The sequence below is a fragment of the Leucobacter komagatae genome (assembly GCF_006716085.1).
In the GTDB taxonomy this organism is placed as follows: domain Bacteria; phylum Actinomycetota; class Actinomycetes; order Actinomycetales; family Microbacteriaceae; genus Leucobacter; species Leucobacter komagatae.
On record NZ_VFON01000002.1, the window covers coordinates 440,674 to 459,807 of the forward strand.

Here is a 19,134-nt window from a genome sequence, read left to right on the forward strand (position 1 = left end):
TATTAGAGTCGCTCGCCGAGCGCCGTGAACGCACGATCTCGGTAGGCCATCGGCACGCTCGCCGCAGGATCCTCCGGCCCGGTGTGAATCTCGAGCACCTCGGCGACGACGAGCATCGAGTCGCCGACCGCGATCTGCTGCATCGTGCGGGCGCGGAGCGCAACGCGGGCGTGCGGCAGGTGCGGTTCACCGGTCTCGAGCGTCGTCCACCCCTGCGCGGGGGTGAAGCGCTCGCCGCCGGAGACTGCGAACTCTTGGGCGATACCCGCGTGCGCAGCATCGAGGAGGTGCACAAGAAAGGTGTCAGCGGCGAGGATGAGGCCAGCGCTGCCCGTCGTGCGCGTCACCGAGAAGACGAGGGCAGCGGGGTCAACCGCGACTGAGGCGACGCTCGACGCGGTGAGGCCGACCGGCCCTTCCGGCGTCTGGGCGGTGATGAGGGCGACGCCGGCGGGGTGGTAGCGAAACGCGGCTTTGAACTCGTTCGCGAGGGTCGCGTCGGTTGTCTGTGCTTCCTGGACAGCCTGGGCCTTCTGGGTTGTCTGTGCTTCCTGGATCGAGTGTGTCATCGGCTGCGCTCCATCTCTCGTGCGTGGTCAAGCAGCTCGGCGCGATTCACGATCTTCGTGCGTTCGCGCCCGCGTTCTTCGCCGAGCCGTCGCTCAGCCTCGTCGATGCGCAGCCAGCCGTCCCAGCCGACAGCGGCCGTGAGCCGCTCACGCAGTGCGTCGGCAGCCCCAACCGGTGCGACGTCGGGCCGCTCGGCGAGATCTTCGAGCAGGCTCGAGATGGCCTCGGCGGCATCAGATTTTGTCGAGCCGATCAGCCCGACGGGCCCGCGACGGATCCACCCGGTCGCGTACAGGCCAGGGATCGCGGCCCCGTCGCTGCCCAAGACACGGCCAGCGGCGTCAGGGATCGTGCCGCTCACCTCGTCGAACGGCACCCCGGGCACGGGCGTCGACCGGTAGCCGATGGTGCGGTACACGGCGCCGACGTTGTGGGTGACTGTCTCTCCCGTTCCGGTGACTCGGCCGAGCTCGTCCGGGGTCGTCCGCTCCATCTCGATCGCGGTCACGCGCTCGCTGCCGGCGTCCCCTGCCCCGATGATCTGCGCGGGCTGCTGGTAAAAGTGCAGGTGAACGCGCCGGGCCGCGGTGCGGGTCGCGGGGTCAGTGTTCGCCCACTCAGCGAGCGTCTTCATGATGATGCGGCGCTGGTTGAACTGCGCGATCATGCGCTCTGCGTGCTCGTCGAGCTCCATGTCGGCGGGGTCGACGATGACGTCGACATCGTCCCTGGCGCCGAGCTCACGCAGCTCCATCGGAGAGAACCGCACGTCGGCGGGGCCGCGCCTGATGAGCAGGTGCAAGTCGCGCACCGGGTTCTGCCGGAAGGCCGCCTCGACGTGGTCGGGAATGTCGGTCTGTGTGAGCTGGTGTGGCTGGGTAATGATCATCCGGGCGACGTCGAGTGCGACGTTGCCCGCGCCAATCACGGCCACCGACTCGGCGTCGAGCTGCCACTCCTGGGGCGCGTCGGGGTGCCCGTCGTACCAGGCGACGAAGTCGGCGCCGCCGAACGACCCGGGCAGGTCTGCCCCGGGGATGTTCAGGTCGACGTCGCGGTCGGCTCCGGTCGAGATCACGACGGCGTCGTAGGCCTCGCGCAGCTCATCGATCGTGACGTCGGTGCCAATCTCCACGTTGCAGATGAGGCGGATGCGCGGGCTTTCGAGCACGTCGTGCAGCGCGTCCTGGATCTTCTTGATGCGGGGGTGGTCGGGCGAGACGCCGTACCGCACGAGCCCGTAGGGCGCGGGGAGTTTCTCAAAGAGATCGATCTCAACGGTCTCGTCTCGCCCCTGCAGAATGTCGGCTGCGTAGACGCCGGCGGGGCCGGCTCCGATGATAGCGACGGTTCGATGTGGCGTCATGCCAGTGCACTCTCCTGAGGTGGTAGGGCCGCGATAAAGGGATGGTCTCCGGGGATGGGGCCGGTGCGGGCGGCGCCACCCGGGGCTCCGACGGCGTCGAAGAACTCGACGTTTGCACCGTAGTACTCCTGCCACTCGCCCGGCAGGTCGTCTTCGTAGTAGATCGCCTCGACCGGGCACACCGGCTCGCAGGCCCCGCAGTCGACGCACTCGTCAGGGTGGATGTACAGCATCCGATCCCCCTCATAGATGCAGTCGACGGGGCACTCGTCGATACAGGCTTTGTCCTTGAGATCTACGCACGGCAGCGCGATGACGTATGTCACGGCTATCCCCCTCGTCCAGCATTCGGCCCTCACATTTCGAGGGCACATCAGCTATGCTAAAACCTCAACCTTGGTTGAGGTCAAGGCCCGCGTGTTGGAGGCGATGATGGAACCGGCCCACTCCCCCGAAGAACTACTCAGCATCGGCGAGATGAGCCGCCGCACTGGCGTCCCCGTGTCTGCCCTGCACTACTACGAGCGAATGGAACTCATCGCGTCGCAGCGCACGGCTGGCAACCAGCGCCGCTTCCCGAGGTACATGCTGCGCCGCGTCGCACTCATCTCGGTAGCGAAGCGGCTCGGGATCCCGCTCGAGGACGTGCGCGAAGCGTTCGCGGACGTTCCGCTCTCGAGCCCACCAACGCACGAGGATTGGCAGCGCGCCTCCCGCGAGTGGAAGAAGGTGCTGGAGCAGCGCAGGAAGGGCATCGAGCAGCTCGAGAAAGAGCTCACGGGCTGCATCGGCTGCGGCTGCCTCTCAATGAAGGCATGCTCGCTGCTCAACCCCGACGACGCGCTCGGCGACACGGGCGCGGGGGCTCGCCGCATCCCCGTGTAGGGAGCCCCTCACACAGCCCAGCCCAGCCCCTGCCCAGCCCAGCCCAGCCCAGCCCCAGCCCAGCCCCAGCCCTGGGCCCAAGCCCCCAAAGCTCCCAACCCCCAGACGCTGCGTATGGGATCAACGCTTCCTATGCCGATCCTGGCTTGCTTGGGGATACCTTGCGCCGAATGCATACGGTGCGGTCTACGCGGCTGTGATCCGCGCACGGGTGGGCTGTCACTTTGCGCGGTTCGAGGCAAAGTCTCAGTTTTCCTGCCCTCCGAGTTTTCTATGATCGATGCATGGATGATTGTCATAGACCCAGGCTCACCCCAACCAGGCCGCAGAGCGCGGACCGAAAGCGGGGTGAGCATTGAGTTCCGAACTCTGGGGCATCGCCATCGGCGTGATCCTCACCGTGGGCACCGGGTTCTTTGTGGCCTCGGAATTCGCCCTCGTCAATCTCAACCGCAGCGACCTTGAGCGCCGCCAGGCGGCCGGCGAGAAGGGCCTCGGCTTCACGATCTCCGCGCTCCGCGTCACCTCGACGCACCTGTCGAGCGCGCAGCTCGGCATCACCCTCACGACGCTGCTCGCGGGCTTCACGTTCGAACCCGCCATCAGCTCGCTGCTGCGTGAGCCGCTGAGCAGCATCGGCATCCCCGCGGCGCTTATCCCTGGCGTGGGGGCGGTCGTCGCGATCACCCTCGCAACCCTGTTCTCCATGATCATCGGCGAGCTGGTGCCCAAGAACTTCGCCCTCGCGGTCCCCCTCGCCACAGCCAAGATTGTCGTGCCATTTCAGCTGGCCTTCACGTTCGTGCTGAAGCCCGTGATCCTGCTCTTCAACGGCACCGCGAACCGCGTGATCCGCTCATTCGGCATTGAGCCGAAGGAGGAGCTGTCGGCCGCCCGGAGTGCCGAGGAGCTCGGGTACCTCATCCGCCGCTCGGCGACCGAGGGGCTGCTCGACGCGAGCGACGCCGACATTCTCCACCGGACGCTCACGTTTTCGGAGCGCACAGCCGACGAGGTGATGACACCGCGCGTTCGCGTCGCGGCACTTCCCCGCACCGCCACGGTACAAGATGTGATCGACGCGTCTGTCGCGACGGGCCACTCGCGCTTCCCGGTGTACGGGGACGATATCGACGATGTGATCGGGATCGCCCACGTGAAGTCAGCCTTCGCCGTTGACGACGAGCGACGGGGCGACGCCCCCATCACTTCGATCTCGTCGGAGCTCCTGCGAGTTCCCGAATCCGCTGGCGCGGATACCTTGCTCGGCACGCTGAAGGGGCGCGGCTACCAGATCGCCGTCGTCGTCGACGAGCACGGTGGCACGGCCGGCATCGTCACCCTCGAGGACCTCATCGAGGAGCTTCTTGGCGAACTCCTCGACGAGCACGACGACCCGTCGACCCTGCACGAGGGCATTGTCTCGGAGGGTGACGCCGTCGTCTTCGACGCGTCCCTCAGGCCCGACGAACTCTGGTCGCGCGCACAGATCCGGGTCCCTGAGAGCGACGAGTACGACACTGTCGCCGGGTTCTTCCTCACCGAACTCGAGCGCATCCCAGAAGTCGGCGAGACTGTCGACATCGAAGGCGGCAAGCTCGTCGTCGAGTCGGTGGCGGGCGCCCGCCTTGAGCGGCTGCGTTTCGTCCCTTCCGACGCCCCGCATGACCATGCCCGCACAGCAACACCCAAGAACACCACGGAGCACGCACGATGAGTGAATACATTCCCGGCCTCGTCTGGCTGTTCGTGCTGCTCGCAGTGAACGCCTTCTTCGTTGGCGCCGAGTTCGCGGTGATCTCCGCCCGCCGCTCGCAGATCGAGCCGCGAGCTGCGGCCGGCAGCCGCTCGGCGAAGACCACGCTGTGGGCGATGGAGCACGCGACGCTCATGCTCGCGACGAGCCAGCTCGGCATCACGGTGTGCTCGCTGCTCATCCTCAACGTCTCCGAACCCGCGATCAAGCACCTGCTTGAGGTGCCGCTCGCGTGGACCGGCCTGACCCCCGCGATGGTGACCGGCGTTGCATTCGGTATCGCGCTCGCCCTCGTCACGTTCCTACACGTCGTCTTTGGCGAGATGATCCCGAAGAACATGGCGTTCTCGGTGCCGGATCGCGCGGCCCTCATCCTTGCGCCCCCGCTGGTGTTCGTGTCGCGCATCGTGAGCCCACTCATTCGCGCGTTGAACTGGGTGGCGAACGGCATTCTCAGGCTCTTCCGGGTCACCCCGAAAGACGAGGCGACGAGCGCGTTTACCCTCGACGAGGTCGCGAACATCGTCGAGCAATCGACGCTAGAGGGGACGCTGCTCGATGCCTCGGGCACGGTCACCGCGGCGTTCGAGTTCACCGAGAAGACCGCGGGCGAAGTGGTGCTGCCGTTCTCGTCACTCGTCGTGCTGCCCGCGCAGGCCACCCCGCGTGACGTGCAGCTCGCGGTCGCGAAGCACGGCTTCTCGCGATTCGTCATTGCGGCGCCCGCCGGAGCTCCGACGCAGTACGTTCACATCAAGGACGTGCTTGACCTCAGCTCCGCGGAGCATCGGGATCAACCGGTGCCCGCGGACAGGCTCCGCGACCTCGTTGATGTTGCGGCCGCCGCAGAGGCCGAGGAGGCGCTGAGCGTGCTCCGCGCGAGCGGCAGCCACCTGGCTCGCGTCACTGATGCGAACGGTGAGCCCGTCGGCATCCTCTTCCTCGAAGACATCATCGAGGAACTCATTGGTGAGGTGCAGGACGCGGCTCAGCGCTAGCTCTCCCGGCCTTTCGAACCGTAGACCTGCGATCGGCTCAAGATATGCCAACCCTGTAGCGGGGTGGGCGTAACTTGGGCCGATCGCATACGGATGGGCTGGTGGCGGGCGGCGGGAGCGCTGGTGGCGGGCGGCGGGAGCGCTGGTGGCGGGCGGCGCGAGCGCCCTACCCCCACAGGTCGAAGCCGAGCTTCACAATGAGCGCCGCGACGATGACGAGAAACAGGACCCGCACGAAGCGCGCCCCTCGGGCAATCGCCATCTTTGAGCCGAGCACGCTGCCCGCCACGTTCGCCGCCGCCATGAGCAGCCCGAGCGGCCACAGCACCACCCCGAGCGGAATGAACAGCAGCAGCGCGCCGAGGTTGGTCGCGAAGTTCACAATTTTCGCCTGCGCGCTCGCCATGAGGAAGTCGTAGCCGAGCAGCCCGACGAGTGCGATGACCAGGAACGTTCCCGTGCCCGGCCCGATGAGGCCGTCGTAGAACCCGATCGCCGCCCCAGCAACACCCGCGAGGACCACGTGCTTCGCGCCCGAATACTTGAGCTTTGTCACCGCGCCGAGGGCTGGCTTGAAGATTGTGATGAGCGCCACCACGACGAGCGCGATCATGATGATCGGAGTGAAGACCTCCGAGGGCAGGAAGGCGGCGAGCGAGGCACCCCCGACCGCGGCAAGCAGCGCGATCACGGCCATGGGCAAGGCGGTCTTCAGGCTCGGGCGCACGCTGCGGTAATAGCTCACGCTGCTCGCCGCCGTCCCGAACACCGACGCGAGCTTGTTCGTCGCGAGGGCCTGAACGGGCGCGATACCGGGAACGAGCAGCAGGGCGGGGAGCTGGATGAGCCCGCCGCCACCGACCACCGCGTCGACCCAGCCCGCGGCGAAGGCTGCGAGCAGCAGCAAGACGAGGCCGCCCCAGTCGAGCCCCTCGGGCATGAGCGTGAGTGACAGTGCCATCTGGCTCATGCGGTGTGACCTCTCAGCGTGTGGGGGTGGAATTCTGGGCAGAGCGAAACGGGCCCCGCATCGCGGAGCCCGTTGTCGCTATCTTCCGCCCTGTACCGAGAGTACCTCGGTGACGGTGCCGCCCTCGTGCATGCGCGGGTCTGGCCCGCCCTGCACAAGACCCGGCCCGATTGAGAGGCCCGCATCGCCCGTACCGCGGCTGCCGCTGCGCAGGCGCCGTTCGAGGTAGTGCGCGATCCCGGAGAGGATGAAGCACATCACGATGTAGATGCCGCCTATCACGAACGCCGACTGCAAGAGTGGCCGACCAAACTGCACGTTCGAGCTGAACTGCTTCGCAAGGTACAGCAGTTCGGGGTAGGTGATGATGAACCCGAGCGCCGTATCCTTCATCGTCACGACGAGCTGGGACACGATGACAGGAAGCATCGCCCGCACCGCCTGCGGCATCAGGATGAGGCGCATCACGCCGCTCTTGCGCAGGCCGATCGCGTAGCCCGCCTCTTTCTGGCCACGCGGCAGCGACTCAACGCCCGCGCGAATCACTTCGGCGAGCACGGAGCCGTTGTAAACGATGAGCGCGATGACGACCGCCCAGTACGGGTCCATTTTCACGCCGACCGAGGGCAGACCGTAGTAGAGGAGCATCATCATGATGAGCACGGGCATTGCGCGGAACAGCTCGGTCACCGCAGTGACGGGCACCCGCACCCACCTGTGGTCGGAAAGCCTGCCAATGGCGAGTACGAACCCGACCACGAGGCTGCCGACCGCGGCGACGCCGAATGCCGCAAGCGTCTTGCCGAGCGCGGCGAGAATCTGCTCCCAGATCGTCGAGTAGGTGAAGAGCCCCCACTTCTGCGCGGTGAACTGGCCGGTCAGGTAGAAGCGGTAGAGCACGAAGCCGAGGATCGCGGCAACAACCACGATCGTGAGCACCGCGAGCACGCGGTTGCGTCGAATCGCTTTTGGACCGGGAACGTCGTACAGCACTGAGGCGGTCATCGCGCGATCCTCCATTTCTTCTCAAGCCGGTTTTGCACGAGGCTCAGCAGCATGACCATCGCGACGAAGACTGCGGCGACCCAGAGCAGCACCTCCATGGGGCTGCCGGGGCGGTCGCCCGAGTCGTTGATCGCGGCGCGCAGCTGCGCGAGCTCGGCGATCGAGAAGCCTGCGGCAACCGTTGTGTTTTTCAGGAGCGCGATGAACACGCTCATCATTGGCGGCACGACCGAGCGGAACGCCTGCGGCAGAATCACGCTGGTCATGACCTGCCCGAACGGGAGGCCGATGGCGCGAGCCGCCTCGGCCTGCCCGACGGGCACCGTGTTGATGCCGGCGCGTAGCACCTCCGCGACGTAGGTGGCGGTGTAGACACCAATCGCGATGATGCCGAGCACCGTCAGGTTCATCCGGCCAAGCCCGAGAGCCGGGTAGCCGAGCACGAAGAAGAAGAACACGAGCGTCAGCGGCGTATTGCGAATGAGGTTCACGTACGCGGTACCGACGCCGCGCGCGATGGGCACGGGCGATACTCGCATCGCCCCGACGATCAGGCCGAGCACGAGGGCAATAGCCCCGCCGCCGAAGAACACGAGCAGCGTGTTCCCGATCGCGGTCCCCCAGAGATCCAGGTTCCCGAAGATGACGTCCATTCGTCTTCCTTCTGTGAAGAGAGTGCCCGGGGGCGGGGGTTCCGCCCCCGGGCGTTACTGCGGATGAAGCGTGGCTTAGTACGCGTCGACCTTGGGCTGGTCGACCTTGATGCCCGACTGGCCGAGGTTCTGGTCGAAGATCTTCGTCCAGATGCTGCCGCCGTCGGTGAAGAGCTCGTTGATGTGCGCGCGGAACGCGTCGTCGCCCTTCGCGAGGCCGACACCGTACTGCTCCTCGGTGAAGACCGGGCCGCTCGTGACCTTAAGGTCATCGGGCTGCTGCGCCGCGTAGCCGATGAGGATCGCCTGGTCGGTGGTGACCGCGTCGACCTGACCGTTCACGAGGTTCTCAACGCAGGCCGAGTACAGGTCGAACTCCTGCGGCTTGATCTCCTTGAAGTTCTCCTTGATGTTCTGGATCGGGGTCGACCCGGTCGCGGAGCAGACGGTCTTGCCGTTCAGGTCTTCGAGCTTCTGGTAGTCGGTGTCGTCCGAGCGGACGAGCAGGCCCTGGCCGGTGATGAAGTACGGGCCGGCGAAGTCGATCTCCTGCTTGCGCTTGTCGTTGATCGAGTAGGTGCCGACGTAGTAGTCGACGTCGCCGTTCACGATCGCCTGCTCGCGGTTTGCGGACGCGATCGCCTTGTACTCAATCTTGTCTTCGTCGAACCCGATCGAGGCCGCAATCCAGCGCGCGATGTCGACGTCGAACCCGGTGCGCTCCTTCGTGACGTTGTCGTAGTAGCCGAGGCCGGGCTGGTCTTCCTTGACGCCGATGACGACCTTGCCGCGCTCTTCGATCTTGTCGAAGGTCGGGCTGCCCTCGAGGGTGAAGCCCTCGGCAACCGTCCACGGGGTGCTCGTCTCGGCCGGGGCGGTAGTGTCGCCGCCCTCGGGAGCCGTCGGGCTGCCGCTGTTGCAGCCGGTCAGCGCCAGCGCTGCCGCCGCAACCAGACCAGCCGCTGCAAAAGCTTTCTTGAATCGCATGTGCGTTCCTTTCGGTGGGGGTTCCGGGTCGCCCGGTACGGGCGGCCCGGCTGGTTAGTTCGTGATGAGCTTCGACAGGAAGTCTTTTGCCCTGTCGCTCTCGGGGTTCGTGAAGAACTCGTCGGGGGTCGCCGACTCGATGATCCGGCCATCGGCCATGAACACGACGCGATCCGCGGCCTTACGCGCGAACCCCATCTCGTGGGTGACCACGACCATGGTCATGCCCTCCTTCGCGAGGCCGACCATCACGTCGAGCACCTCGTTGATCATCTCGGGGTCGAGTGCGCTCGTGGGCTCGTCGAACAGCATCACCTTGGGGTGCATTGCGAGAGCGCGCGCGATCGCGACACGCTGCTGCTGGCCGCCGGAGAGCTGCGCGGGCAGCTTCGATGCCTGCTTGTCGACGCCGACGCGGGTGAGCAGCTCCATCGCCTCGCGGTTCGCCTCGGCCTTCGATTTGCCGAGCACCTTGATGGGTCCGAGTGTGACGTTCTCAAGGATTGTGAGGTGCGCAAACAGGTTGAACGACTGGAACACCATCCCGACCTCGGCGCGGAGCTTCGCAAGCCCCTTGCCCTCGGCCGGGAGCTCCTTGCCGTCGATGCGGATCGAGCCGCTCGTGATCGTCTCGAGCCGGTTGATTGACCGGCAGAGCGTCGACTTGCCTGAGCCCGATGGGCCAATCACGACGACGACCTCGCCACGGTCGACCGTGAGGTTCACGTCGGTCAGCGCCTGAAAATCACCGTAGTGCTTCTGCACGTTCTCGACGACGACCAGCGGTTCGCTCGCACTCATCTATGTTCCACCTTTGGATCCTGACCGCGAGCGCGGGCTGCGCTGCGTCGGCACACTGCTTGGGTTGCCAGGTTCGAAGAGCGAGTCGCTTGCTCGTCCTTGAACCGATCAGCCCCACGCTAGTGAGCGCGAATCTCCAAAGTCACGGGCGTTGAGGGTATCTTGAGGCTCGTCTTGAGCTTCTCTTGAGGTTCAGCGGCGGCGAGCGCCGCCTGCGCGAGGGCCCCCTGCGGCTAGTGGCGGCTCTCGACGTAGTACTTCGCGGCCCCCTGGTGGAGCGGCAGCGGGCTCGTGAAGATCGCCTGTCGCCGGTCGAGTAGCGCGGCGGCGGGGACGGTGCGGGCGATGTCGGTGCGCGACTCGAACAGGGTGCGCGCGACCTCGTAGACGAGGCGCTCGGGCGCATCGGCGGCCGCGACAAGGTAGTTCGGGATCGTCATCGTCTCGACCGGTTCAGCCGCTCCGTAGGTGCCGACCGGGAAATCGGAGAGCCGATAGACGCCGGCGTGGCCCGAGTTCACCTTCTCAACGGTCTCGGGCCGGATCGGTAGCATCCGCAGCGGGGTTGTCTTCGACAGCTCTTGGATGCCGGGTGTCGGCACGCCGCCCACCCAGAAGAACGCGTCGATGTCGCCGCGAGCGAGCGCAGCAACCGAATCGTCGAGCCCGAGACGCACGGGCACAAAGTCGCCCTCATCGATCCCGGCGGCGCGCAGCACGCGATCGGAGATGACGGTGACACCGGAGTTCACCTCGCCGACGGAGACGCGTAGCCCCGCGAGGTCAGGGATATGCTCGGCCGGTGACTCCTCGGGCACGACCACCTGCACGTACTCGTCATAGACCCTGGCGACCCCCTGGACAGGAAGCGGCACGTCGAAGGCCCCGACACCCGAGATCGCATCTGCGGCCGCGTCGGCCTGCGCGAACCCGAGAATCGCCTCGCCCCTGCCGACCCGCAAGAGATTGTCAACGGAGCCTCCGCTCGTCGCGACGACGGCGTCGAGCCCCTCGCCACGGAGCTCGCCCGCGAGGGCGCCGCCGTACGAGTAGTAGATCCCTGTCGACGCGCCGCCCGCGATCACAAGCTGCTCCGCGTTGTTCGCCGCGGCGCTGCAGCCCGAGAGCGCAAGCGTCAGCGCCGCGAGCCCGCCCAAGAGGGCGCGGCTCGTGGCCCGCGGTGAGAGCCTTCGCTCCCCGTCGCCCCTACGCACGCTCGCCCCCGCTCTCGCTCGCGCCCGGCAGGATGAGCTCAACTTCGAGACCGCCACCCGTTGGCGACGACAACCGCAGCCGCCCGCCGAGCGTGTGCAGCAGGTCAGAGGCGATGGCGAGGCCGAGCCCCGACCCCGGCACGTTCTGATCTTGCGGGCTGCGCCAGAACCTCGCGGTCGCCTGCTCGAGCTGCTCGGGTTCAAGCCCCCGGCCCCGATCCCGAACCGAGATCACGTGCTCGCCCTCCCGCGTCGTCACCGAGAGGTCGATCGCGCTTCCGCGAGGCGCGAACTTCAGCGCGTTGTCGATGATCGCGTCGAGCGCGGTTTCGACTGCCATGCGGTCGGTGACGGCCCACACGTCGCCCACGGCCCGCGTGTGAAACACCACCCACGAGTCGGCGGCGCGCTCGTGCCAGCCGGCCGCGCGATCCTCCGCGAGCGCCGCGAGGTCGACGGCGACGAACGCCGAGTCTGACTTCCCATCGCGCGCGACGTTCAGCAGCGTGTCGAGGATGCGGGTCATGCGCCGGCCCTCTTCGCGGGCGTGCTCGACGTCGTCGATCCACCCCTCGTCGAGCCCCGTGGCGAGGTATTCGACCCGCATGAGGAGCGCGCCGAGCGGGTTACGCAGCTCATGCGAAGCGTTCATGACGAACTCCTGCTGCCGCGTCATCACGCGCTCGATCTCGTCGGCCATCTGGTTAAACATGCGCACCATGCGCCGCGCCTCGGGCGGCCCCGTCTCGTCGTCAATACGCGCGCCCATCTCGCCGTGCTCGATCGCGGCCATCGCGGCGTCGAGCCGGTGCAGCGGCCGCAGCACCCAGCTCGCGAGTCGATACACCGCCCACACGAGCGCGAGGATGATCAGGCCGCTCACGATCACGAGCGCGCTCCACTGGGTGAGGATCGCGCGCCGCGGCCCATCGGTGCTCGCCGAGATGTGCACCGCACCAATCACGCTGCCGTCGTCAAAGACGGGCTCGACGATGACGGTCTCGCCCTTCACCCAGGGGAGCATCTCCCCCGCGGGCTCGCCGCGCCGCCCCGAGAGCGCGAGGTTCACCTGACTCGTCGTTTCCTCGGACAGCGTTGGGGTTCGCACGCTCGCGGCCCACGGCGCACCCGAGCGGTCATAGACGACGACCTCGGCGTCGTACAGCGAGCCATACCGCCGCAGCTCCGTCTCGATCATGGCGGGATCGCCCGCCCGCAGCGCCTGGCTCGCGCCCGTCGTAAAGTAGCTGAGGTCGCTGAGCAGCTGCGAGGTGACCTGCTGCTGAATCGACCGTGCGGCGCTCCAGCCGTACGCGCCGCCGAGCGCCACGAGGATGATCGTCATCGGCACCAGAAAGACGATGAAGAGCCGCCTGCGCACGGGCTATCCGGCCGTCAACCGATAGCCGACGCCGCGCACGGTCGCGATGAGCGAGGGCCGGTTCAGCTTGCGCCGAATCGAGGCGACGTGCACCTCGAGCGACCTACTGAAGCCCGTCCAATCGGTTCCCCACACCTCACGGATGAGCCGATCGCGGGGGGTCACGACACCCGGGTAGCGCGCGAGCACCGCGAGAATGTCGAACTCTTTCGGGGTGAGCTCGACCGGGGCGCCCTCGGCGAGCACGAGCCGGTTCGCGAAATCAATGTACAGACCGTCGAGTTCGACGTTCGAGCTCTCGTCGGGTGAGGGCGCGGCCGAACGGGCGCGCCTAGTGACCGCTTCGATACGGGCGATGAGCTCGCGCACGTCGTAGGGTTTCACGACGAAATCGTCGGCGCCGGCATGCAGCCCCTTGATGCGCGACTCGACGTTCGAGCGGGCCGTCGCAATGATGATCGGCACGCTGCTCACGCCGCGGATACGCCGGCACACGTCGAGGCCATCCATGTCAGGGAGCCCGAGGTCAAGGATCACTGCCTCGGTGTCTTGCCCCACCGCTTCGATGCCCGACGCGCCATCGGCCGCTCGGTGCGTCGTGTACCCCGCCTGCCGCAGATAGGCGCTCAGCGCCTCGGCGACGCGGGCGTCGTCTTCTACGATCAGGATGTTCATGGGGTCTTCCTCAAGCGTTCAGTGACCGGGTGGGATGCGAGCCTCAAGCGTAGTCCGTTCGGGGCGTCTCCTTTTTCTTTTCCTCCCCGAGCCTAGCGACCGTGCGCCCTGTCGACGGAAGCGGCCGCCGCAGCGAAGTGGGCGACGAGGCGGGCCGTGAGCTCGGCGGCTCGCTGCCACGGAACCGTGTGACCCATGCCCGGGATCGCGTACATGCTCGCGCCGGGGATCGCGGCTGCGGTCGCGACGCCACCGGAGATACCGATCAGCGGGTCGGCGTCACCGTGGGCGACGAGCGTCGGCACTCGCAGGGCGCGCAGCCTCTCGGTGCGGTCGCCGTCCGATTGGATCGCCGCGAGCTGCCTCGCCGTGCCTGCCGGCGAGAGCCCGCGATCCCACGCCATCTCAGCCGTCTGTCGAGCGCGCTCGGGGTCGGCGAAAAACGGCCCGGCGAGCGCCTCGTGGTAGCGCTGCGCGTACGCGAGGTAGGCGTCGCGACTGTCGGTCGGGGCAGGTGTGAGGAACACCCATTTGCTCGCCTGTTCGGGGCGGCCAACCTCGCGGGCCCCCGTCGTTGACATGAGCGACGTGAGCGACCTCACGCGCTCGGGGGCGAGCATCGCGAGATGCTGCGCGAGCATCCCGCCCATCGACATACCGACGACGTGCACGGGGCCAGGGTTGGTGTGGGCGGCGTTGGGGTCGAGCGTTTCGAGCAGATCGCGCAGGTCGGTCGCCATGTCGGCGAGGCTGTAGTCCGTGGGGATGCTGTCGTTCATGCGCGACCTGCCCGCGTCACGGTTGTCGGCGGCGAGCGTCGCGTACCCGGCTTCATGGAGCCCGGCGATGAGCTCGGGCGACCAGTCGGTGCGCTGCATCGACAGCCCCGCGATGAGCAGCACCGTGCCGTTGCGGGCTTCCCCCGTGAGTGAGTAGTTCAGCGTGCCGCTGGGAATCTCAGAAAACTCACCGCCGTCTGGTTCGAGCAGCTCCCGCAGTCGCCCTTCGTCACTGATGCGCGTCATTGCGATCCGGCTCCTTTCGGCCTCACTGCGGGCGGGCTCGCCGACAGGTGTACTTCGACTCTGCCTCACTCGGCTCGGAGAACGCCGAGCGGCCTCAGCGTGGCGGGATTCTGCCGGCGGGGCTCGTCTCAGGGGCTTGCCTCAAGAGCCGCTTCGAGCTCGGCGAGTGACGGGAGGTCTGCCCCTCGGCGCGCGACCGTGAGGCCTGCCGCGACCGCCGCCCGGCGGCCGAGCGCCCGGAGTTCTGCCGTGTCAAGGAGCGGGATGGCTTGGGGCGTCAGCGACGCGAGACTCTGTATCAGCGCCGCGGTGAAGCTGTCGCCGGCACCAATCGTGTCGACGACGCCCACTCGTTTCGCGGCAACCCGCACCATTTCGGAGTCGGTTGCGAGGGTTGCGCCGTCGGCCCCTCGGGTGATCGCGGCGAGGCCCGCACCAAGCTCAAGGATCCGGCGCAGCACCCCCTCCTCCGATTCCCCGGGGTACAGCCAGCCAGCGTCCTCGTCCGAGAGTTTCACGATGTCGGCAAGGGCAACGAGCCCCTCAAAGCGCTCCCGCACCGGGCCCGGCTCCCCGACGAGGGCGGGTCGGATGTTCGGGTCGAAGATTGTGAGGCGGCCCGCCTCGCGGGAGCGGCGCGCGAGTTCACGCACGGTGTCGGCCCCCGGCTGCAGGAATGCGCTGTACGAGCCGATGTGCAGCACTTCGGACAGGGCGACGTCTTCCTCTGGCGGCAGGTGCCAGGCCACGTCGAAGCGGTAGGTCGCGTCGCCCGACTCATCGATCAAGGCCTCAGCGGTCGGGGTGCGGGCCGCGCTCAGCGACCCCGGCAGCACAGTGACGCCCGCCGCGCTCAGGCGTTCGACAACCACCTCACCGTCGCCGTCGCGCCCGATGCATCCCAGGAAGGCAGTGTCGACCCCGAGCCGGGCTACCCCGAGCGCGACGTTCGCCGGGCTACCGCCGGGCACGCGCTCGGTGCGCCCATCGGCGTGCAACACGACGTCGATGAGCGCCTCACCGACGACGGTCACACGCGGCGTCACCGACCCCGCGTTCCCGAAATACCCCACGCAGCTGCCCTCCTGGGCATGAGCTTACGCGCCGGCGACCGCGTTCAGCTCTGCTCGCTCGCGCAACTTCTCTGAGAGGCGTGCCGCCGCCGCTTCAACAGCGGCGTCATGCGAAACGAGAATAGGCTTCGCGTCGACCAGGCGCCCATCCGATCCGTACGACTCCCGCGGCAGCGTGAGCTCGACGTTGGGCGCGACAATGTCAAGGCCGATGAACTCGAGCACGCTGCGCAGCTGCGCAGCAGCTGCTCCGCCGCCGTGCCCGCCGTAGCTCACCACGAACGTCGGCTTTGCCTTCCACTCGTGGAAGAGGAAGTCGATCGCGTTCTTCAGCGCGGCCGGGTACCCGCCGTTGTACTGCGGGGTCAAGAACACGACCGCGTCGCTCTCCGAGATGGTCGCGCTCCACGCTTTGGTGTGGTCGTGCTCGTACTGACCGATCGCGGGCATCAGCGGCTCGTCGAGCAGCGGGAGGCCAACCTCTGCAAGGTCGACGATCTCCACGCGGGCGCCAGTCGCCTCAGCCAGCGCGGGTGCGAGGGCCGCCGCGAGCTGATCGCCAACGCGCACCGGGCGTACGCTTCCGACGATAATCTTGATGAGCGGCTGCTCAGAGTGGGTGGTCATGCGAGGTGCATCCTTTCGAGGGCGCTGAACTATTGGCGCTACTGGTCTTCTGGCTGGCCGGTGAATCGGCTCGGCCCAGATGAAGTCAACGCCCGGTGTGCGCTTCCATTCCCGCGCCTGACCCGTATCTTTTCGTGCGTCAGGAACACCCGTGTTCGTTGGAGACACCGGGGTTCCCGCGGCCTCCACGCCGCCTAGGCCCCGCCCCAGCACCCCGCCCCACCCAAGCACCCCGCCCCACCCAAGCACCCCAAATTCTCGAGAACACGTGTAATTCCGGCCAAGTTTGGTGTGAACTCGAGAAAATGAGGTGTGGCGGGTGTGGCAGCGGCGGCGAACCCAACCCAACGGGCCCCAGCGGACCCGAACGCCCCGCACCGAACCCAACCCCGAACTAGCCGCACAACGCCCGCACCCAATACTCTTAAGCCAACATAGGAGGCTTCATGGGAGATGCTGAGGCGCAGCGCAGCGCAAACACGACGACGGTCACGACCACGCTCGGAGAGGTCGTCGGTTCAGAGTCCAACGGGATTCGCCGCTTCCTCGGGATTCCCTACGCCAAGGCGCCATTTGGCGAGCTCCGATTCCGCGCCCCCGAGCAGCCCGAGGCGTGGAATGAACCGCTCCAAGCCAAAGCATTCGGCCCGACCGCCCCGCAGACGCCCTACCAGGGCAGCCTCGGCGAACTCATCAAGGTGCCCGCGATCGAGGGCACGGAGATCCTGACCGTGAACGTGTGGGCGCCAGCAGACGCCGCGGGCGCGCCCGTCGTGCTGTGGCTCCACGGCGGGGCGCTCGAGCGCGGTGCCGCGGCGCAGAGCGGGTACGACGGCCGCACCTTCGCGCGCGACGGCATCGTCTTCGTCTCGGCGAACTATCGACTGGGCGCCGAGGGCTTCAGCGTGCTCGACGGCGCACCGCTGAACCTCGGCTTGCGTGATGCGCAGGCCGCGCTCGACTGGGCGCACCGCGAGGTCGCGGCGTTCGGCGGCGACCCGGGCCGCATCACCATCATGGGCGAGTCCGCCGGTGGGGCCCTCGTCGCCGCACTCCTCTCGCAGCCGCAGGCCCGGGCAAAGGCCGCCCGAGCGATCATCCAATCCGGCCCGCTCGAGGCTGTCGACGCGGTAAAAGCCCGCCGTGCGTCTGACGCGATCGCGAAGCAGCTCGGCATTTCCACGTCGCGGGAGGCGTTCGCCGCCGCCGAACCCGCGGACCTGCTTCGGGCGCGCAGCGAGATCGCTGCCGGGTCGTCGCCCCTCAGCGGGACGCCGGGGTACGCGCTCGCTCTGGATCCGGAATCTCTCCCCGCCTCCCCCGTCGACGCGCTCGCGGGCATCGATACCCCGATCCTGATCGGCACGAACACCGACGAGTACCGGCTCTGGTTCACGCCCGAGGCGCTCGCGGGTATCAGCGGGGCGAAGGCGTGGATCGCGCGGCTCGCGATGCGGGTGCCGGGCCGGGCCGCCCGCGCTGTCCGCAAGGCCTTCCCCTCGGCGACCCCCGGGGAGCAGCTTGGGCAGATCGTCACCGACAAGCTCCTCCGGGCACCGGCAACGAGGGTCGCGCGCGCCCGCACCGCGCCGACGTTCGTCTACGAGTTCGCGTGGGAGAGCCCCGTTCGCGACCTGCGAGCGGCTCACGCTCTCGATCTTGCATTCGCGTTCGACCTTCTCGAAGACGAAGACGCCGTGCGCCTGAACGGCGAGGGGGCGCCAGCCGGCCTCGGCAGGGAGATGCACGCGGCCTGGGTCGCGTTCATCCGCGACGGTGACCCCGGCTGGCCAGCGTTTGGCGAGGGCCGCGCGACGCGGGTGTTCAACGAGCGGTCGGAGACTGTGGCGCAGCGCCGGGCCGCGATCGTCGACGCGCTCGGGTAGCAGGAGGGCCCGCGGGCCGGGCCCTCGCAGGCGGCGCTTGCGCGCAGCGGCCACTCCTGTACGCTTGAATCATGCATTACTTCTTCCTGTAACGGCTGCTCTGCCCGCCCCTCGTGAGTACTTCCGAGCGCGGCGAGCCCAGCTTTGACCCCACCGGGTCACCGTTATTTGCGCACCCCGCAGGCACTGTTGCTCGATAACCCCAGCCGCAGCAGGCACCGGTGTGCGCCAGGCACAAGGAACTACATGCATACCCCTACAACGTCCATTTCGGCGCGCCATCGCGCCCAGCTCACCGTGTCAGGCGTCACTGTTCTCCGAGGACCGCAGCGGGTCCTGAACGACGTCGATCTCGTTGTCACGCCAATATCGCGCATCGGGATCGTCGGCGAGAACGGCCGCGGTAAGACGACGCTGCTGCATACCCTCGAGGGCAGCATCCAGCCCGATGAGGGCACCGTCCACCGCATCGGCACGCTCGCTATCGCGGAACAGGAAATGGAGGCAGACGCCGGCAGCACCGTCGGCGACGCCGTCGCCCGTGCCATCGCACGGCCGCTCGCTGCGCTCGCCGCCCTCGACACGGCAGCTGCCGCACTCGCTGGCGGTGTCCCCGCGGGCGGCGGTTCAGCGAGCGCTGACTCAGCAGCTGCTGAGTCAGCCTACGCCGAGGCGCTCGAGACGGCCCAGGCCCTCGACGCCTGGGACGCGGAGCGGCGAGTCACCATCGCGCTCGAGGCGCTCGGCGCGGAGACCGACATGCGAACCCCGCTCGACAGGCTGTCGGTTGGGCAGCGCTACCGCGTGCGGCTCGCTTGCCTCCTCGGCGCCGACGACGACTTTCTGCTGCTCGACGAGCCGACGAACCACCTCGACCGCCAGCGGGCTCGAGTTCTTGACGGCGCAGATTCGGCAGCGTGCCGGCGGCGTCGTGTTCGTCAGCCACGACCGAGCGCTCCTTGCAGACGCTGCGGAGACGATCATCGACCTCGACCCCACACCCGACAACCGCTTGCGGGTCTACGGCAACGGCTACGCCGGGTACCGGGAGGGCAGGCTTGCCGAGCGCGCCCGATGGGACCAAGCCTACGAACAGCAGCGTGCCGAAGCAGCGAGGCTCCAGGAAAGCCTGTCACAGGCGCAGAACCGGCTCGTGTCAGGTTGGCGGCCCGGAAAAGGGCACCGGAAAGCACGCTCGTGCTACCCGGGCGGGCGGCCTCGTCCAGAGCGTGCACAGGAGCAGGAGGCGCTCGAAGCGCACG

Annotated in this window: 18 protein-coding genes and 1 pseudogene; 5 read left to right on the forward strand and 14 right to left on the reverse strand. The window is 67.6% G+C overall.

Annotated features, from left to right (window positions below; all coding sequences use genetic code 11):
• Positions 1–2 precede the first annotated feature (2 nt).
• From FB468_RS16935 to fdxA, 3 genes are read right to left on the reverse strand one after another with little or no spacing between them, the layout of a single operon-like run.
• Positions 3–569 carry a flavin reductase family protein gene (locus FB468_RS16935; protein WP_141888957.1) on the reverse strand — a complete coding sequence of 189 codons (567 nt, stop codon included), beginning with the start codon at positions 567–569 and terminating at the stop codon, positions 3–5.
• Complete coding sequence (locus FB468_RS16940; protein ID WP_141888958.1) at positions 566–1,936, reverse strand: FAD-dependent oxidoreductase; 1,371 nt, start codon at positions 1,934–1,936, stop codon at positions 566–568. Before FB468_RS16940 ends, FB468_RS16935 begins: the two co-directional genes overlap by 4 nt.
• Complete coding sequence (fdxA, locus tag FB468_RS16945; protein ID WP_119283428.1) at positions 1,933–2,262, reverse strand: ferredoxin; 330 nt, start codon at positions 2,260–2,262, stop codon at positions 1,933–1,935. The genes FB468_RS16940 and fdxA overlap by 4 nt, the downstream gene beginning before the upstream one ends.
• A 106-nt stretch (positions 2,263–2,368) precedes the next feature.
• Here fdxA and soxR point away from each other — a divergent pair, with 106 nt between their 5' ends.
• The 3 genes from soxR (at position 2,369) to FB468_RS16960 (ending at position 5,575) form a co-directional block, all read left to right on the forward strand.
• Positions 2,369–2,821 (forward strand): redox-sensitive transcriptional activator SoxR, encoded by a 453-nt coding sequence (gene soxR / locus FB468_RS16950; protein ID WP_141889007.1) that lies wholly within the window; start codon positions 2,369–2,371, stop codon positions 2,819–2,821.
• A 355-nt stretch (positions 2,822–3,176) separates the two neighbouring features.
• Positions 3,177–4,538, forward strand: a complete 1,362-nt coding sequence (locus FB468_RS16955) for a hemolysin family protein (RefSeq protein WP_141888959.1) — start codon at positions 3,177–3,179, stop codon at positions 4,536–4,538.
• Entirely contained in the window at positions 4,535–5,575 is a 1,041-nt protein-coding gene (locus FB468_RS16960; protein ID WP_141888960.1) for a hemolysin family protein, read from the forward strand. Before FB468_RS16955 ends, FB468_RS16960 begins: the two co-directional genes overlap by 4 nt.
• A 166-nt stretch (positions 5,576–5,741) precedes the next feature.
• On the opposite strand, the gene FB468_RS16965 is transcribed toward FB468_RS16960, so the two are convergent.
• From FB468_RS16965 to FB468_RS17015, 11 genes are all read right to left on the reverse strand, one after another.
• Complete coding sequence (locus FB468_RS16965; RefSeq protein WP_141888961.1) at positions 5,742–6,545, reverse strand: TSUP family transporter; 804 nt, start codon at positions 6,543–6,545, stop codon at positions 5,742–5,744.
• Positions 6,546–6,623: 78 nt separating this feature from the next.
• Entirely contained in the window at positions 6,624–7,550 is a 927-nt protein-coding gene (locus FB468_RS16970) for an amino acid ABC transporter permease (protein ID WP_246056033.1), read from the reverse strand.
• Positions 7,547–8,203 (reverse strand): amino acid ABC transporter permease, encoded by a 657-nt coding sequence (locus tag FB468_RS16975; RefSeq protein ID WP_141888963.1) that lies wholly within the window; start codon positions 8,201–8,203, stop codon positions 7,547–7,549. The genes FB468_RS16970 and FB468_RS16975 overlap by 4 nt, the downstream gene beginning before the upstream one ends.
• Before the next feature lie 75 nt (positions 8,204–8,278).
• Complete coding sequence (locus FB468_RS16980) at positions 8,279–9,190, reverse strand: glutamate ABC transporter substrate-binding protein (protein ID WP_141888964.1); 912 nt, start codon at positions 9,188–9,190, stop codon at positions 8,279–8,281.
• 54 nt (positions 9,191–9,244) lie between these two features.
• Positions 9,245–9,991, reverse strand: coding sequence for an amino acid ABC transporter ATP-binding protein (locus FB468_RS16985; RefSeq protein ID WP_141888965.1), 747 nt, complete (start codon positions 9,989–9,991; stop codon positions 9,245–9,247).
• A 233-nt stretch (positions 9,992–10,224) separates the two neighbouring features.
• A complete protein-coding gene (locus tag FB468_RS16990) occupies positions 10,225–11,205 on the reverse strand; it encodes a TAXI family TRAP transporter solute-binding subunit (RefSeq protein ID WP_141888966.1) in 981 nt (326 codons plus the stop codon).
• The gene (locus tag FB468_RS16995; protein WP_141888022.1) at positions 11,198–12,586 is read right to left on the reverse strand and encodes a sensor histidine kinase; all 1,389 of its coding nucleotides are present in this window, start codon (positions 12,584–12,586) and stop codon (positions 11,198–11,200) included. The genes FB468_RS16990 and FB468_RS16995 overlap by 8 nt, the downstream gene beginning before the upstream one ends.
• Positions 12,587–12,589: 3 nt before the next feature.
• A complete protein-coding gene (locus FB468_RS17000) occupies positions 12,590–13,261 on the reverse strand; it encodes a response regulator transcription factor (RefSeq protein WP_141888021.1) in 672 nt (223 codons plus the stop codon).
• Between the two features lie 92 nt (positions 13,262–13,353).
• Positions 13,354–14,286: an alpha/beta fold hydrolase gene (locus FB468_RS17005; RefSeq protein ID WP_141888020.1), complete on the reverse strand. Its 933-nt coding sequence runs from the start codon at positions 14,284–14,286 to the stop codon at positions 13,354–13,356.
• Between the two features lie 128 nt (positions 14,287–14,414).
• Positions 14,415–15,332 carry a carbohydrate kinase family protein gene (locus FB468_RS17010; protein WP_246055917.1) on the reverse strand — a complete coding sequence of 306 codons (918 nt, stop codon included), beginning with the start codon at positions 15,330–15,332 and terminating at the stop codon, positions 14,415–14,417.
• Positions 15,333–15,383: 51 nt separating this feature from the next.
• On the reverse strand, positions 15,384–15,986 hold the full coding sequence (locus FB468_RS17015; RefSeq protein ID WP_141888018.1) for an NADPH-dependent FMN reductase: 603 nt from the start codon (positions 15,984–15,986) through the stop codon (positions 15,384–15,386).
• 446 nt (positions 15,987–16,432) lie between these two features.
• On the opposite strand from FB468_RS17015, the gene FB468_RS17020 reads away from it, so the two are divergent.
• Entirely contained in the window at positions 16,433–17,872 is a 1,440-nt protein-coding gene (locus tag FB468_RS17020) for a carboxylesterase/lipase family protein (protein ID WP_141888017.1), read from the forward strand.
• A gap of 246 nt (positions 17,873–18,118) precedes the next feature.
• Positions 18,119–19,134 (forward strand): annotated as a pseudogene (locus tag FB468_RS17715) (ATP-binding cassette domain-containing protein); the annotation flags it as partial.

Bases quoted from the DNA above. Each gene is read 5' to 3' on its own strand.
- FB468_RS16935 (WP_141888957.1), bottom strand. From the start codon at position 569: ATGACACACTCGATCCAGGAAGCACAGACAACCCAGAAGGCCCAGGCT.
- FB468_RS16940 (WP_141888958.1), bottom strand. From the start codon at position 1,936: ATGACGCCACATCGAACCGTCGCTATCATCGGAGCCGGCCCCGCCGGC.
- soxR (WP_141889007.1), top strand. From the start codon at position 2,369: ATGGAACCGGCCCACTCCCCCGAAGAACTACTCAGCATCGGCGAGATG.
- FB468_RS16960 (WP_141888960.1), top strand. From the start codon at position 4,535: ATGAGTGAATACATTCCCGGCCTCGTCTGGCTGTTCGTGCTGCTCGCA.
- FB468_RS16965 (WP_141888961.1), bottom strand. From the start codon at position 6,545: ATGAGCCAGATGGCACTGTCACTCACGCTCATGCCCGAGGGGCTCGAC.
- FB468_RS16970 (WP_246056033.1), bottom strand. From the start codon at position 7,550: ATGACCGCCTCAGTGCTGTACGACGTTCCCGGTCCAAAAGCGATTCGA.
- FB468_RS16975 (WP_141888963.1), bottom strand. From the start codon at position 8,203: ATGGACGTCATCTTCGGGAACCTGGATCTCTGGGGGACCGCGATCGGG.
- FB468_RS16980 (WP_141888964.1), bottom strand. From the start codon at position 9,190: ATGCGATTCAAGAAAGCTTTTGCAGCGGCTGGTCTGGTTGCGGCGGCA.
- FB468_RS16985 (WP_141888965.1), bottom strand. From the start codon at position 9,991: ATGAGTGCGAGCGAACCGCTGGTCGTCGTCGAGAACGTGCAGAAGCAC.
- FB468_RS17000 (WP_141888021.1), bottom strand. From the start codon at position 13,261: ATGAACATCCTGATCGTAGAAGACGACGCCCGCGTCGCCGAGGCGCTG.
- FB468_RS17005 (WP_141888020.1), bottom strand. From the start codon at position 14,286: ATGACGCGCATCAGTGACGAAGGGCGACTGCGGGAGCTGCTCGAACCA.
- FB468_RS17015 (WP_141888018.1), bottom strand. From the start codon at position 15,986: ATGACCACCCACTCTGAGCAGCCGCTCATCAAGATTATCGTCGGAAGC.
- FB468_RS17020 (WP_141888017.1), top strand. From the start codon at position 16,433: ATGGGAGATGCTGAGGCGCAGCGCAGCGCAAACACGACGACGGTCACG.